This is a genomic window from Halomonas flagellata (genome assembly GCF_022487945.1).
Taxonomy (GTDB): Bacteria; Pseudomonadota; Gammaproteobacteria; order Pseudomonadales; family Halomonadaceae; genus Halomonas; species Halomonas flagellata.
In genome coordinates this window covers 1-13,577 of sequence record NZ_JAKVPY010000006.1, presented here as the reverse complement: position 1 = coordinate 13,577, position 13,577 = coordinate 1, and the positions used below count along the sequence as shown (strand labels likewise).

Below are 13,577 nucleotides of genomic sequence, written 5' to 3'. Positions count from 1 at the left end.
CGGCCGTGGCCTGACCCGTCAGGGGCGGCCTCGGCGCCTTTCGTGGCTGGCCAACACCGCCTCCCCCGCATGCTATGCTAGGCGCTCGACAGGCCAGCGCCCTGCCTCGGGAGGTCATCTTGACAACCGCACATCGCCGCAAGCTGCCCATCGGTATCCAGACCTTTGCCGATATCCGCGAAGATGGCTATTACTACGTTGACAAGACCTTGCACATCCATCGGCTGATCGAGGCCGGCAAGTATTACTTCCTGTCTCGCCCCCGCCGCTTCGGCAAGAGCTTGCTGGTGGATACCCTGCGCTGCCTGTTCGAAGGGCGAGAGGCCCTGTTCGAGGGGCTCTACATACACGACAAGTGGGACTGGCAGATCCGGCATCCTGTCGTTCGCCTCAGCTTTGCGGGTGGTCACCTGGGAACTCGTGACGCCCTGGACCAACGGATTCGTGACCTGCTGCACCAGAACCGGGAGCGGCTGGGCATACGCCTTTCGCGAGAGACAGACATTCCCGGCGAATTCGAGGAACTGATCCAGCAAGCCCATGCACAACATGGCCAGCGCGTGGTGGTGCTCATCGACGAGTACGACAAACCCCTGCTCGACAACATCACGGATGTCGGGCGAGCCAGTGCCTTGCGTGATGGCTTGCGCAACCTGTATTCGGTTCTGAAGGACGCCGATCCTCACCTTTGCTTCTGCCTGCTCACGGGTGTCTCCAAGTTCAGCAAGGTCAGCCTGTTCTCGGGGCTGAACAACCTCAATGACGTCACCCTGGACGCGCCCTACGCCACCATCTGCGGCTATACCGACGAGGACCTGGACACGGTGTTCGCCCCCGAGCTGCCCGGCCTGGACCGCGCCGAAATCCGCCGCTGGTACAACGGCTACCGTTGGGGCGGCCAGGACGTCACCGCTGTCTATAATCCCTTCGACGTCCTGCTGCTCTTGCAGAAGCGTCAGTTCGGGCCTTACTGGTTCGAATCGGCCACCCCCACCTTCCTGGTGGACCTGCTGCGGCAGCGTGGCCTCTACACCCCAAGGCTGGAACAGTGGGAAACAGAGCCGGAGCTCCTCAGTCGTTTTGACGTGGACGAGATCGCCACGGAGGGCCTGTTGTTCCAGTCGGGCTACCTGACCATCAAGCAAGCGGAAGAGCCCATGACGGGATACCGGCTCTACACCCTGGGCTTTCCCAACCAGGAAGTGGAAACCAGCCTCAACCAGGCCTTGCTGCCGTCGCTGGGGGTGGAAAATGCGCCTCGTCACCGCAAGACGTTGTTCACGCACCTTCGCGCCAACGACCTTGCGGGCCTGGAGACGCATCTCAAGGCCTTCTACGCCGGGCTGCCACACGACTGGTACCGCAACAACCCGATTGCCAAGTACGAAGGGCACTACGCCAGCGTGTTCTACAGCCACTTTGCCGCGCTCGGCGTGGACGTGACCGTGGAAGACGCCAGCAATACCGGCAAGGTCGACATGACCGTGGACTTCGGCGGCCACCTGTATCTTTTCGAGTTCAAGGTGGTGGAGCAGGTACCGGAGGGCAAGGCGCTTCAGCAGCTGAAAGACCAAGGCTACGCCGACAAGTACCGCGCTCAGGGCAAGCCCATTCACCTGATCGGCGTCGAGTTCTCCCGCGAGAAGCGCCAGATCGTGGCATTCGATACCGAAGTAGCCTGACCGTCGCAGGGAACGGGCAACCCCGGCGCCGACCATGCCGCCAACGCCGGGAGGCCCCGGGGGTCAGATCCCGGCGGCGGCGACCCCGCTCGCCAAGTGCGCCATGACGGGCCATTCACTCGGCCGGGGTCTGACCCGTTAGGGGCGGCCTCAACGCCTGAACCGGGCCCGCCCTCCACGCCTGGCACCCGTCAGCCGGCCAGCCAACGCCGTTTCATGTCGTCATGAATCCACCGCCGGTAATGAGCGTCGAGCAGGCGCCGGTTGCTGATCGCGCGATCGCTCGGCGGAGCCATCTCCCACAGGGGGCGAAGCGGCGCCAGGCCGCCTGCCGTCATGTCCCGCGGCTACTCGAGACGCCATGACGATGACACAACGCCAGCGCCAGCAACACCACCTGCATATAGGCGTAGAAGGTCGTCATCATCTCGTGATGGATCGCCGCCTCGGTGAGGCTGTAGATGGCGAACCCCACCGTGAACACCAGGGCGACCTGCGCCCAGGCATTGCTCCGGTCGCGACGGTAAAGCCGCCAGTGGTAGATGGCCGGCGCCACCAGGTAGCCCAGCAGGGCGATCAGCCCCAGCACGCCCCCGGTGGCCGCCATCTCGAAGTACTGGCTATGGGCATGGCCACGGCCGACGCCCAGCACCCAGTCGGTGAGCACGCCCTGCTCGACCAGCTCGGCGATCTGGGCCTCGCGCTCGTCGTAGCTCAGCCCCACCAGCGGGCGCGCCAGGAAGGCATGGCTGGCCGCCGTCCACAGTTGCAGCCGCCCGCCGCTGGACACCGCCGCCTCGATATCGCCCTGGGCGATATTGGTAAACTCATCGACCGTGTAGGCAACCCGGCTCTCTACGCTCGGTAGCGTGGCATAGCTGACCAGCGCCAGCGTCACCATCGCAACAAAGGCCGCCGAGATCGCCTTCCAGCCCAGGCGGTCGGCATTGAGCAGCAGCAGCAGGATCAGCAGCAGCGGCACTGCCAGAATCGCGCCACGGGCCAGCGTCAGCAGGCAGGTGATCACCCCGGCCAGCGCCGCCGCCAGCAACCACGCCTTGCGGTGGCTCCCGCGGATCAGGCTCGCCGCCAGGAAGGCCATGGCACAGCTGAGATACCCCAGGTTGATGCTGAACAGGAAGCCATCGGCCCGGTAGGCCCCCTGCAGCTGGGTCTGGTAGAGCGCCACGGCCAGGGCGCCGAGGGTGCCGAGGACCAGGCCCCACTCCAGGTAGCCGCGCACCTGGCGCAGGTCCACCGGCACCAGCAGATGGCGCAGCATCAGGTAGATGGGCACCACGGCGACCATATGAAAACCGGGGCTGAGGTAGCGGGACGAGTAGTCGTCAATCACGAAGATCGGCACTCGCGACAGCAGCAGCAGGCTCAGCACCCCCACCACCGCCCAGTCGAACCTCGTCACGGCCAGACTGGCGCGGTTGGCCACCAGATAGCCGATGGAGTAGAGCATCAGCACCGCCACCACGGCGTGGCTGCGCAGCGGCGTGGCGATCAGCGTGACCAGCACCAGCAGCAGCGCCCACTGGTTCACCTTCAAGGCCCGCTCGCGGGAAAACAGTCCGTTCGTTACCATCGTGGCTCTCTTAGCACCCAGTTGATGTTCTGCTTGATCTCGCGGGCCGGGTTGCCGGCCACGGCGGTACTGCCCCCGCCGCCACCCGCACCTTGTTACGCAGTCTCAGGCGCCACAGCGGCAGAGCCCCCTGCTGTTCACTCATTGCCTTCGGCCTTCTTCATCGTCATTTTCCAGGAGCCCATAACGCGACAGGCGCCCTGAAAGGCGCCTGTCGCTATCATACCACCAGCCATCGTCTCATTGAGCACACCTCGCTCACGGCAAGGCGCTAATGTAGCTTCACTGCCCTCTTGAGCAAAGCCCCCACCCCACGGCGGAGACCAGCAAGCTCGCCCGGCGTTCCCTTGCCTACCTTGTAGGAGCTCCCACCAGCAAGGAAACTACCACCCTGTGGGGGAGCCACGCTCTGCGGGGCGATGGCGGCGCGAAGCGTCGCTGGGCGGTCATCGGCCAGCTTGGCGGCCACCGCCATCCTATGGGCGGCCGGGACGCCCTAAAGCTTCTGGGGGAGTGGCCACTGGCGTGCCGCGTGCAGGACACGGAGAACCCGCACGGTATCACCGGACACGTCATAGATCAGTAGGTAATTGCGGTGCGCAACCAGCTCTTGCGTGCCTGCGACACGACCGGGACGGCCGAGGTTGGGATGATCGGCCAGCCGCTGGGCTTTCTCTGACACCAGCTCATCGAGAGCCAGCGCGGCGGCGGGGTTATCTTGCGCGATGTATTCGCGGATCTCCTTCCGGTCAAGGCGTGCCAGGCGTGTCCAAACCAGCGTCACGACTCAGAGCCGGTCAGCTTCCGTTGCGTTTCAGCGCGCCACGCAGCAGCTTCGGCTTCGACCTCATCTGCCGAGATCACCTCACCGGTATTGGCCGCGTCAATACCGGCCTGAACCTCACGGCGAAACCAGGCATCGTGGGCGGCCGCTTCCTGCTGCTCTCGCACGAAATCGCGCATAAAGTCGCGTAGGAGCTGCGCCCCGGTCCTATCCTTGGCCTTGGCCGCTTGGGAAAATTCCGCTTTCAGCGCGTCATCGACACGAAAGGTAAAGGTTGTTTCGGCCATGGGTCTGCCCTTCATGTGTTACGTCGTAAGTACAACGTAGCACGTGGATCTCCACTCTGACAGCGTCAAGGATTCATCCAAGGTGTACAGCAAGCCCGCCCGGCGTTCCCTTGTCACACCGGTCGTGATCACTCCCTGGCCGTCAACGAATCCCCCCGCCCCACGGCGTAGTAGTACAGCAGGCCGGCCTGTTGCATCAGGGCCGGGTCATAGAGGTTGTACCCGTCGGCCACCAGCACCAGGTTGTCGCACTCGCCGTAGAGCCGTCGGGTTTAATAATTTGATAATACACGTCGAAAAATGCCGTGTTTTTACTATTTTATAAACCATCTTCTGGAATGCACGCCGGGGTCAGATCGCCGGGCTTCCATCAGGTCGCGGCTGAGGTCACGCGGCGCGGGGCGATGCGGCGCCAATCGCTCGGCGGAGCCGAGTCCTACCTGAAGGGGAATCTTCCACGCCGTAGGAGTCACGCGACGCGGGGGCGAATGCCGTCGTAGCACCCGCTGCGCCGCGCCTGCTCAAGATCGTAGGCATTCTGCAGGCGCAGCCAGTAGCCCTCGCTGGTGCCGAGGAACCGCGACAGGCGGATGTCGGTATCCGCCGTAATGGCCCGCGCGCCACGGGTGATTTCGCCGATCCGCGTGGCCGGCACGCCGATAGCATTGGCCAAGGCATTCTTGGTAAGCCCCAGGGGCTCAATGAAATCCTCGAGCAGGATCTCGCCGGGATGGATGTTGGGCAGTTGGTCGGGCATATCGCCTCCGATTAGTGATAGTCGACGATCTCGACATCGTGGGCATTGCCGTCTTCGAAGCGAAAGCACAGGCGCCTGCGGCGCCAATCGCTCGGCGGAGCCAAGCTCCCACAAGGCAGGCATATGCTCGTCCTGACAGCAGCCCCCACCGGCAAGGAGACCATCACCCTGTGGGAGCCACGCTCCGCGGGGCGATAGCGGCGCGAAGCGTCGCCAGGCGGGCATCGGCCACGCTGGTGGCCACCCCCGAGGCGCCTGCGGCGCCAATCGCTCGGCGGAGCCAAGCTCCCACAAGGCAGGCATCTGCTCGTCCTGACAGGAGCTCCTACTCAGCGAAAAATCTACCATCCCGCAGGAGATCACTCCCTGGCCGTCAACGAATCCCCCCGCCCCACGGCGTAGTACAGCAGGCCGGCCTGCTGCATCAGGGCCGGGTCGTAGAGGTTGCGCCCGTCGACCACCACGGGCAGCGTCAGCTGCTGCTTGAGCCAGGCAAAGTCGACCGTGCGGAACTCCTTCCACTCGGTGCAGATCGCCAGCGCATCGGCGCCCTTCACCGCCTGGATACGATCGGCCACCAGCACCAGGTCGTCGCGCTCGCCGTAGAGCCGCCGGCACTCCTTCATGGCCTCGGGGTCGTAGGCCTGCACCCGGGCCCCGGCCGCCCATAGCGCTTCCATCAGGTCGCGGCTGGGGGCGTCGCGCATGTCATCGGTGTTGGGCTTGAAGGCCAGCCCCCACAGCGCGATCACCTTGCCCTCGAGCTTCCCGTCGAAGGCCTGGCGCAGCTTGGCGAACATGCTCTGCTTCTGGCGCTGGTTCACCGCCTCCACGGCGTTGAGCAGCTCGGCCGAATAGTCCAGCTGCTCGGCGGTGTGGGCCAGCGCCCGCAGGTCCTTGGGAAAGCAGGAGCCACCATAGCCGCACCCCGGGTAGATGAACTGGTAGCCGATGCGCGGGTCGCTGCCGATGCCGCGGCGCACCTGCTCCACGTCGGCGCCCAGCCGCTCGGCCAGGTTGGCGATCTCGTTCATGAAGCTGATCTTGGTGGCCAGCATGGCGTTGGCGGCATACTTGGTCAGTTCCGCCGCCCGCACGTCCATGAACATCAGCTTTTCCTGCAGGCGGATGTAGGGCGCGTAGCACTCGCGCATCAGCTCCCTCACCCGCTCGGAATCGGTGCCGACCACGATCCGCGGCCCGTGAGCGAAGTCGTCGATCGCCGAGCCTTCTTTCAGGAACTCGGGGTTGGAGCACACATCGAAGCTCACCTCCACCCCACGCGACGCCAGCCCCCGGGCGATGGTCTCGCGCACCCGGTCGGCGGTACCCACCGGCACCGTCGACTTGTTGACGACCACCTTGTAGTCGTACATCTGCTCGCCGATGGTGTTGGCCACCGCCAGCACATGGCGCAGGTCGGCGCTGCCGTCCCCGTCCGGCGGCGTGCCCACGGCGATGAACTGCAGCACGCCGAAGGCCACCGCGTCGGTGGGGTCGGTGGTGAACAGCAGGCGTTCGGCCTCGACATTGGTCTTCACCAGCGTCTCGAGCCCCGGCTCGAAGATGGGGATCTCGCCGGCCTCCAGCCGGGTGATCCTGGCCTCATCCACGTCCATGCACAGCACCTCATGGCCCACATCGGCCAGACAGGCGCCCGTCACCAAGCCAACGTAACCGGTGCCAAATACGGTGATTCTCATGTCCCTGCTCCTGCAATCGCTACTGGTTCCTGCCCCTATTGTAGGGGCCACGCTCCACGGGGCGATAGGCTGGCCCTGTGAGAGCCACGCTCTGCGGGGCGATTGGTTGACCCTGTGGGAGCCACGCTCCGCGGGGCGATAGGCTGGCCCTGTGAGAGCCACGCTCTGCGGGGCGATTGGTTGACCCTGTGGGAGCCACGCTCCGCGGGGCGATTGGTTGACCCTGTGGGAGCCACGCTCCGCGGGGCGATAGCGGCGCGCAGCGCCGCCAGGCGGTGATCCGCAGCGTCAGCGGTTTCCACCGAGGCACTGACCCCCATTACTTAAAATGTAACTCGACTGTGAACGACGCCGGCATCAAAGACCTCACCCTCGACACCTGAATCCGACAATTCCCATCACCCAGAACCGCCATCGCCGCGGGCAAGGCCGCGGCGATGGGAAAGGGGGCGGGTGTTGCTCACCGCTGCAGGCGGCGAAGTGCTGCTGGTCGGGTACTACCTGGGAGTTCCCCGCGAGTGAAGTTGACCGCATCCATTGGCCCCCTTCAGATCAAGCCATGATCCGCCGTGGAATCAGTGCTTGTCTTCGGCACGGAAGGCCTGGACTTCCGCGGTCGTCAGCCCAGTCGCTTCGGCGATCTGCTCATCGGTGAGCACCCCCAGCTTGATCAGGTTGCGGGCCGTCGCCTGATTCGCCTCAAGGCGCCCTTCCAGACGCTCCTTCTTGACCAGGTTCGCCAGGTTCTCTGCCAGCATGTCTCTATCCTCCACCAAGCTATCCAGCCGCTCCAGGTTGACGGCGGTTACCCGACCTCTGCGACATCCACCGAGGCGCTTGCGGCGCCAATCGCTCGGCGGGCCAAGCCCCTACCTCGCCCCGAACCCCGTAAACAAGATCCGCACCGTCTTCAGGGTGAGCAGCACATCCAGCCACAGCGAGAAGTGCTTGATGTAGTAGAAGTCGTACTGCTGCTTGCGGGTCATGCCGTTCACCTCAGCGGCATAGCCCTGCTCCACCTGTGCTCAGCCGGTGATGCCCGGGCGCACCACATGACGATAGCTGAAGAAGGGCACGTCCTGCTCGTACCATTCAGAAAGCGACACCGACTCCGGTCGCAGGCCGATGAAGCTCATCTCGCCCTTCAGGATGTTGAAGAGCTGGGGCAGCTCATCGACGAATGAAGCACCCTACGGGGGTGATGCGTGAGTCTTCCTCGGAGATGGTGAGGTCCTCGCCGCTCATGTCGTTATAACTGGTGGCATAGAAGCCGTTACGAGGCCAGTGCCTCGAAGCGCCGGGTCTCCTCGGCCGGCAGCCGCAGCCCCTCGCGCGCGACATTGGCCAGCATGCTGACCCGGGCAACCTCATGCAAGGCCTCGTCAACGGGCTTCTGCTGATGTGTGCGGAACCATTCCAGAACCTCCGCGAGATGCCACAACGAAGCACGCCCCTCATGCAACGGCAGCGGAAAGGTGGCGCGATGCGACTGCAGCAGTTTGCGCATGTTCTGTCGGCTGAACCCGAATAACTCCGCCATATCCGTCACCCCGACCAGATCGGGCCCCGCCTCAATCAAGCGCGCCCCGGGAATAGCACGCTTCACATCCACCATGGCGCTGGTGATCGCCTCTTCGGCAGAGGCCGCTTCACGAGAAAACTCCAGCGCCAAGCGGCCCTGCTGCCCGAGACCGACCAGTGCATCATCACAACCTGCCTTGAAGAGTCGGGTCTCCAAGGCTTCCATGTCGAGGCCGTAGGGAATAGCAAATTTCAAGGTAAAGTCATAGTCGGTCATGATCTGTCGTCCTCCTCGGAGGATGCGCCACCGGTACAGTTATCGACGACACGACGTAACTGTTTGGCGTGGTTGGCCGGATTCTTCGGCGTGCTCCATACGCTCACAATACAGAACTCGCCGCAGCGGCATTCGCTGTCATTATGTGGGCAGTAAAGTCGTCCCCAAGCATGCCCCGTTGACTGCACTACTCGCCAGCCGTGGGCTTCAGCATATGTCAGCACCTCTTCAATCTCTTTCTTGCTATGACGTGAGCGTTTCATGAAATCTCCTGGGGGTCAGCATAGGGGAGACCATCGGCGGTTGTCAATTGACAACCGTGTGAGCGCCACTATCCGATCCCCCCCCCACCATCACTGCTCCCTCATCTCGCTCCCACGCCCGTGAACAGAACCCGCACCGTCTTCAGGACGATCAGCACATCCAGCCACAGCGAGAAGTGCTTGATGTAGTAGAAATCGTGCTGCAGCTTGCGGGGCATACCGTTCACCTCGGCGGCATAGCCCTGTTCCACCTGCGCCCAACCGGAGATCTCCGGCCGCACCACGTGGCGGTAGCGGGTAGCTGAAGAACGGCACGTCTTGCTCGTACCACTCGGAGAGCAGTGCTATTCCTGAAGTTGACCCCATCCATTGGCCCCTTCGGATCAAGCCATGATCCGCCGTGGAATCAGTGCTTGTCTTCGGCACGGAAGGCCTGGACTTCCGCGGTCGTCAGCCCAGTCGTTTCAGCGATCTGCTCATCGGTGAGCACACCCAGCTTGATCAGGTTGCGGGCCATCTCCTGCTTCGCCTCGAGGCGGCCTTCCTCGCGGCCTTCCAGACGCTCCTTCTTCACCAGGTTCTCCAGGTTCTCTGCCAGCATGTCTCTATCCTCCACCAAGCTATCCAGCCGCTCCAGGTTGACGCCGGCCCCGAGTCGCTTCAGGTGACGTTCCAGCCAGCGGGTGATGATCGCGTCGATGCGGTCCTTTGCCCGATGGTGCAATTACCACCCTGTGGGAGCCACGCTTGCGGGGCGATAGCGGCGCCAGGCGGCTGCCCCAACCTCAGCGATATCCACCGAGGCGCCTGCGGCGCCAATCGCTCGGCGGAGCCAAGCTCCCACAAGGCAAGCATCTGCTCGTCCTGACAGGAGCTCCCACCGGCGGGTACTACCTTATGCCGCAACGAGCTTCTTGACGCGAAGGTTCTTGCGGTGCTGCTCGGCATGCCAAAGCTCATACTGGGTCTGCTGGGCAAGCCAACTCTCCGCCGACGTATCAAACGCGATAGAGAGCCTGATAGCCATTTCAGGGCTGATACCAGCCTTGCCGTTCAGTATCGCACTCAGGGTCTTACGGCTTACGCCAAGCGCTTCTGCTGCGGCGGTCACAGACAAACCAAGGGGCTCCAGGCATAGTTCCTTGATGATTTCACCTGGGTGAGGGGGATTGTGCATCAACATGGATAGTACCTCAGTGATAATCTTCGTAGTTCACTATCTCGGCATCCCCGTCCTCAAACCGGAAAGTCACACGCCAGTTGCCGCTTACCGTGACCGACCAAACACCTGAGCGGTTACCCGTGAGCTCATGTAGACGAAGACCAGGCAAATCCATATCTCTGGGATCTGACGCCGCATTTAGCCTACCGAGAATAAGTCGAAGCCTTTTTGCGTGAGCGGCCTGAATTCCTGCGGTACTGCCGGACTTGAAGAACTTGGCCAATCCCTTGTGTTTGAAGCTCCGTATCATTTCCCAAATGTACCCTGTAACGTATCGGGTGTCAACGCACCACCGATCCAGTTTGGCCTCGAGGTCGGAGAGGCATAGGATGGCGGCAGGTCGCCCTACCCTCACGTGACATGATCCAGCGCCCGCTGAAACGCCGTGTGGCGGGGGTAGCGCTGCCGAACCCGACACAGCAGCGCCCGGCCAACGGCCGCTCTCCCCATGGCACTGGCCGTTTCCACACAGACGGCAATGCAGGTCGCGGCACGATCATAGGCCTTACGGTGCCGGTTGGACACGATCGCGTGGCAACGCTCCGTTGCCGTGTCACACAGCCACTCCAGCCATGCCGGTGGCTCCTGGACCGACAAAGGGTACCGTTGCCCAGCGTCCACGAGGGCATGACTGAGCCGATCGGCGGCAGGCAGGGCTTCGCGATCGTGAGACGAGGCGCCTGCCAGCGGTGACTCATCAAGGTAGTGGCTGCCGGCATCCGCCAGCCGCTGCCACACCGCATGCGAGGCCGGCCCGATCGCCGACGCCGGACGCCCCGTCAGAACAGCGGGCAGGCAAGCGAACAGCGCCCAGCGTGGACTATCACCCAATGACCACCCGACCGCCTGGTCACGCGCGGAGACGAGCGCCTTGGCCCGCTGCCCTTCCCCCACCAGCCACCAGGCCATCACGGCCAGAGGGGGCCACCGCTCGAACCGTGACGGGGTCATGAGGTCGCGGTCGTGATCACTGACGGCGGCCTGGGCTTCCGAGCCCGCAAGGGCTGCAGGCACGGGGGCCTTGCCTGTCCTGGCGGCTTCGCTCAACCACAGCGCCGCCTCACGCAACCCCTGCTCTCGGCGCTCTGCCTCTGTGAAAGCCTCATACAGGGTCAACAGCCGATGGCCAACGGGATTGGCCAGCAACGCCTCGAAGGCGATAGCCTCCCCCTCAAGCACGCGGTGCGCGGGGTAGGCCGTCAGGATGCTATCCGCCAGGGCGCGCCAGATGCCGGCACCACGGGGAAAGTGCTGCAGTGCTTCCCGCCAGATGGCGGCCGCCTGGTCGGGATCGCGTTGACGCACCGCGGCCCGCACCCAGTCCAGCCACAGCCGCGGCATCCTGGCACCCGCTTGCCGTGCCATGCGGGCGATGCCGTCGATCCCCTGCCGGCGCGCCAGGGCCTCGCGCAGCCACATCTCTTCGAGGCTCGACCGGGGGTTCCCCAGCCCCTGCACCACCGCGTCGAGGAACCCCTCCCAGCCAGTCAGCGGCTCCAGCTCAACGCCGGCAATCTCGCGCAGGGTGCAAAAGAGCGACTCGGGCCGCGAGACAATGCCGGAAAAGCGCACCTCCCCGGCCGCCTGCAGCATCGTGGCCACCTGCTGCTCCGGGGGCGTGGTCAGCAGCACCGCGCGGAGGTAGCGGGCCGCATGCTCCCGTGCCACGGCTTCATCCACCTCTTCCAGGCTGGGACGGTGACCGTAGTCGTTCTCGATATCAAGCATCTGCCAGATCGAGGCATAGGTATCACGAGCGGCTTGCGCGTTCCCTTGGCGCAGGCACTCGGCGGCCTCATCCAACAGGCCGAACACCTCCGGCATCAGCGCCTGGAAAGGGCCACAGGTTTCCTCGTCATCCCACCAGTCCTGCAGTTCCGCCTCCGCCATCTCATGCAGCCCTGCCTGCAGGCGAGCCAGGCGCTCGCCCAGGGCCCGAAGATCCGAGGGCAAGGCATCAGCAGCCCCCGGTTCGGCACAGTGGTGCCGGAGCCGATCGAGAAACGCCTGCCGTTGACGAGGGTGCGCCTCCTCCGCCAAGGCAATCAGCAACCGGCGCAGGTCCTCGGCTGGCCTATCGGCCAGCAGCATCTTCATTTCCGCCTGGAAGGCCTGTCGGCTCAAAGGGGGCATTGCCTTTCCTGGTAACAGTCACTGTGAGTGCCAGCGGCCATCGGGGAGTGCACCCAGAACCCCCATCGCCGCGGGCAAGGCCGCGGCGATGGGGAAAGGGATCGGGTGTTTCTCACCTGGGGTCGACAGGCGGCCATCGCCGCGCCGTATGGATCAGTGCCAGTATCCATACCGTGTCCCCTTCTATCTCGTATACCAGCCGATAGCTCTCATGAGGAAACAGTTCGCGCGTGCCCGGGATCAAGCCCGGGCGGCCTCGCATCGGGAAGTCGGCCAGCTTAGCCGTGGCTTCGCTGAACAGCTCGTCCATCCGAGCGGCTGCCTGGGGGTTGTCGGTGGCGATGTAATCCCAGATCACCAAACGGTCGTCGACCGCTTCAGGTGTCCAGATGACCCTCACGCTTCACGCTCGGCGTCGGCACGCCGCGTGGCGAATTCGGCTTCGACATCCTCATTCGAGCGACCGTGGCCGGCGCGCATCGAGGAGCGCGCAACCTCAACCTTGCTGCGAAGGAACGCTTCATACTCCCGAGCCTCCCGTTGCTGCCGCACGTACTCGCGCATCAGCTCGCGGAGCACCTGGGACGCAGGTCGGTGGGCCGCTGCAGCCTCGGCCATGAAATCGGCACGCAGCTCGGGCTCAAGCTTCATGGTGAATACAGCCTGCTTGGACATGATGACACTCCCTCAATGAGGTACAGACAAAGTATATACTTCGTCAGTACGAGGTACAAAGCTTACCCCGAGCTACCTCACCAACACCGTGGCGTGTATCCCCAATCTCTGGCCGTCAACGAATCCCCCTGTGGGAGCCACGCTCTGCGGGGCGATGGCGGCGCGAAGCGTCGCCGGGCGGCTCCCCCAACCTCAGCGACAACCGCCGAGGCGCCTGCGGCGCCAATCGCTCGGCGGGCCAAGCCCCTACCTCGCCCCGAACCCTGTAAACAGGATCCGCACCGTCTTCAGGCTGATCAGCACATCCAGCCACAGCGAGAAGTGCTTGATGTAGTAGAAGTCGTACTGCAGCTTCTTCGACATGCCGTCCACCTCGGCGGCGTAGCCCTGCTCCACCGCCTCGACGAACAGCAAATCGATCCCGTTGGTATGCCAGATGCACTGGTGAGGGTGGCGAGGAGCGAAATAGGATTCGAAGCCCCGCGAGACCATGTTCACCCTGTCGGCACGGTCCAGCGACCAACGCTCGAGGCCGGCGAACAACGGTGCCAGCAGGGAAAACGCATGAAAAAACCTACACCGCGAGAATGTCTGCCAGATAGGTCTCATCCAGCGCCGCTTTCTTCTGTTTCCGCCGGATGCCGCCCTTGAAACGCGTCTCCCCTTTCAGGTAATTCAA

Annotated in this window: 17 protein-coding genes and 1 pseudogene; 1 reads left to right on the top strand and 17 read right to left on the bottom strand. The window is 63.9% G+C overall.

Annotated elements, in window-relative coordinates; genetic code table 11:
* Window positions 1-74: 74 nt before the first annotated feature.
* Window positions 75-1,682 carry an ATP-binding protein gene (locus MKP05_RS06200; protein WP_439108968.1) on the top strand — a complete coding sequence of 536 codons (1,608 nt, stop codon included), beginning with the start codon at window positions 75-77 and terminating at the stop codon, window positions 1,680-1,682.
* A gap of 334 nt (window positions 1,683-2,016) precedes the next feature.
* On the opposite strand, the gene MKP05_RS06195 is transcribed toward MKP05_RS06200, so the two are convergent.
* The 17 genes and pseudogenes from MKP05_RS06195 to MKP05_RS06115 form a co-directional block, all read right to left on the bottom strand.
* Window positions 2,017-3,276 carry an O-antigen ligase family protein gene (locus MKP05_RS06195; protein WP_240567482.1) on the bottom strand — a complete coding sequence of 420 codons (1,260 nt, stop codon included), beginning with the start codon at window positions 3,274-3,276 and terminating at the stop codon, window positions 2,017-2,019.
* 496 nt (window positions 3,277-3,772) lie between these two features.
* Entirely contained in the window at window positions 3,773-4,060 is a 288-nt protein-coding gene (locus MKP05_RS06190; RefSeq protein WP_240567481.1) for a type II toxin-antitoxin system RelE/ParE family toxin, read from the bottom strand.
* The gene (locus MKP05_RS06185) at window positions 4,057-4,347 is read right to left on the bottom strand and encodes a CopG family ribbon-helix-helix protein (protein WP_240567480.1); all 291 of its coding nucleotides are present in this window, start codon (window positions 4,345-4,347) and stop codon (window positions 4,057-4,059) included. Before MKP05_RS06185 ends, MKP05_RS06190 begins: the two co-directional genes overlap by 4 nt.
* 469 nt (window positions 4,348-4,816) lie before the next feature.
* Window positions 4,817-5,104, bottom strand: coding sequence for a HigA family addiction module antitoxin (locus MKP05_RS06180; RefSeq protein ID WP_240567479.1), 288 nt, complete (start codon window positions 5,102-5,104; stop codon window positions 4,817-4,819).
* A gap of 359 nt (window positions 5,105-5,463) precedes the next feature.
* On the bottom strand, window positions 5,464-6,807 hold the full coding sequence (locus tag MKP05_RS06175; RefSeq protein WP_240567478.1) for a UDP-glucose dehydrogenase family protein: 1,344 nt from the start codon (window positions 6,805-6,807) through the stop codon (window positions 5,464-5,466).
* A gap of 575 nt (window positions 6,808-7,382) precedes the next feature.
* Window positions 7,383-7,565 carry a hypothetical protein gene (locus MKP05_RS06170; RefSeq protein ID WP_240567477.1) on the bottom strand — a complete coding sequence of 61 codons (183 nt, stop codon included), beginning with the start codon at window positions 7,563-7,565 and terminating at the stop codon, window positions 7,383-7,385.
* Between the two features lie 111 nt (window positions 7,566-7,676).
* A pseudogene (locus tag MKP05_RS06165) lies at window positions 7,677-7,943 on the bottom strand (sugar transferase).
* A 137-nt stretch (window positions 7,944-8,080) separates the two neighbouring features.
* Entirely contained in the window at window positions 8,081-8,605 is a 525-nt protein-coding gene (locus MKP05_RS06160; protein ID WP_240567476.1) for a helix-turn-helix transcriptional regulator, read from the bottom strand.
* On the bottom strand, window positions 8,602-8,868 hold the full coding sequence (locus MKP05_RS06155) for a hypothetical protein (RefSeq protein WP_240567475.1): 267 nt from the start codon (window positions 8,866-8,868) through the stop codon (window positions 8,602-8,604). Before MKP05_RS06155 ends, MKP05_RS06160 begins: the two co-directional genes overlap by 4 nt.
* A gap of 101 nt (window positions 8,869-8,969) precedes the next feature.
* Window positions 8,970-9,119 carry a sugar transferase gene (locus MKP05_RS06150; RefSeq protein ID WP_240567474.1) on the bottom strand — a complete coding sequence of 50 codons (150 nt, stop codon included), beginning with the start codon at window positions 9,117-9,119 and terminating at the stop codon, window positions 8,970-8,972.
* Window positions 9,120-9,274: 155 nt separating this feature from the next.
* Window positions 9,275-9,592 (bottom strand): hypothetical protein, encoded by a 318-nt coding sequence (locus tag MKP05_RS06145; RefSeq protein ID WP_240567473.1) that lies wholly within the window; start codon window positions 9,590-9,592, stop codon window positions 9,275-9,277.
* A 171-nt stretch (window positions 9,593-9,763) separates the two neighbouring features.
* Window positions 9,764-10,051, bottom strand: a complete 288-nt coding sequence (locus MKP05_RS06140; protein ID WP_240567472.1) for a HigA family addiction module antitoxin — start codon at window positions 10,049-10,051, stop codon at window positions 9,764-9,766.
* Between the two features lie 10 nt (window positions 10,052-10,061).
* Window positions 10,062-10,340, bottom strand: coding sequence for a type II toxin-antitoxin system RelE/ParE family toxin (locus MKP05_RS06135; RefSeq protein ID WP_240567471.1), 279 nt, complete (start codon window positions 10,338-10,340; stop codon window positions 10,062-10,064).
* Window positions 10,341-10,441: 101 nt separating this feature from the next.
* Window positions 10,442-12,181, bottom strand: a complete 1,740-nt coding sequence (locus MKP05_RS06130; protein WP_240567470.1) for a tetratricopeptide repeat protein — start codon at window positions 12,179-12,181, stop codon at window positions 10,442-10,444.
* A 154-nt stretch (window positions 12,182-12,335) separates the two neighbouring features.
* Window positions 12,336-12,623 carry a type II toxin-antitoxin system RelE/ParE family toxin gene (locus tag MKP05_RS06125; RefSeq protein WP_240567469.1) on the bottom strand — a complete coding sequence of 96 codons (288 nt, stop codon included), beginning with the start codon at window positions 12,621-12,623 and terminating at the stop codon, window positions 12,336-12,338.
* Window positions 12,620-12,898 carry an antitoxin of toxin-antitoxin stability system gene (locus MKP05_RS06120; protein ID WP_240567468.1) on the bottom strand — a complete coding sequence of 93 codons (279 nt, stop codon included), beginning with the start codon at window positions 12,896-12,898 and terminating at the stop codon, window positions 12,620-12,622. The genes MKP05_RS06125 and MKP05_RS06120 overlap by 4 nt, the downstream gene beginning before the upstream one ends.
* A 246-nt stretch (window positions 12,899-13,144) precedes the next feature.
* A complete protein-coding gene (locus MKP05_RS06115; RefSeq protein ID WP_240567467.1) occupies window positions 13,145-13,441 on the bottom strand; it encodes a sugar transferase in 297 nt (98 codons plus the stop codon).
* Window positions 13,442-13,577: the final 136 nt, after the last annotated feature.

Coding starts and splice junctions, on each gene's coding strand:
- MKP05_RS06200 (WP_439108968.1), top strand. CDS start 75: ATGCTAGGCGCTCGACAGGCCAGCGCCCTGCCTCGGGAGGTCATCTTG.
- MKP05_RS06180 (WP_240567479.1), bottom strand. CDS start 5,104: ATGCCCGACCAACTGCCCAACATCCATCCCGGCGAGATCCTGCTCGAG.
- MKP05_RS06135 (WP_240567471.1), bottom strand. CDS start 10,340: ATGATACGGAGCTTCAAACACAAGGGATTGGCCAAGTTCTTCAAGTCC.
- MKP05_RS06170 (WP_240567477.1), bottom strand. CDS start 7,565: ATGCTGGCAGAGAACCTGGCGAACCTGGTCAAGAAGGAGCGTCTGGAA.
- MKP05_RS06155 (WP_240567475.1), bottom strand. CDS start 8,868: ATGAAACGCTCACGTCATAGCAAGAAAGAGATTGAAGAGGTGCTGACA.
- MKP05_RS06120 (WP_240567468.1), bottom strand. CDS start 12,898: ATGTCCAAGCAGGCTGTATTCACCATGAAGCTTGAGCCCGAGCTGCGT.
- MKP05_RS06195 (WP_240567482.1), bottom strand. CDS start 3,276: ATGGTAACGAACGGACTGTTTTCCCGCGAGCGGGCCTTGAAGGTGAAC.
- MKP05_RS06160 (WP_240567476.1), bottom strand. CDS start 8,605: ATGACCGACTATGACTTTACCTTGAAATTTGCTATTCCCTACGGCCTC.
- MKP05_RS06185 (WP_240567480.1), bottom strand. CDS start 4,347: ATGGCCGAAACAACCTTTACCTTTCGTGTCGATGACGCGCTGAAAGCG.
- MKP05_RS06140 (WP_240567472.1), bottom strand. CDS start 10,051: ATGTTGATGCACAATCCCCCTCACCCAGGTGAAATCATCAAGGAACTA.
- MKP05_RS06175 (WP_240567478.1), bottom strand. CDS start 6,807: ATGAGAATCACCGTATTTGGCACCGGTTACGTTGGCTTGGTGACGGGC.
- MKP05_RS06130 (WP_240567470.1), bottom strand. CDS start 12,181: ATGCTGCTGGCCGATAGGCCAGCCGAGGACCTGCGCCGGTTGCTGATT.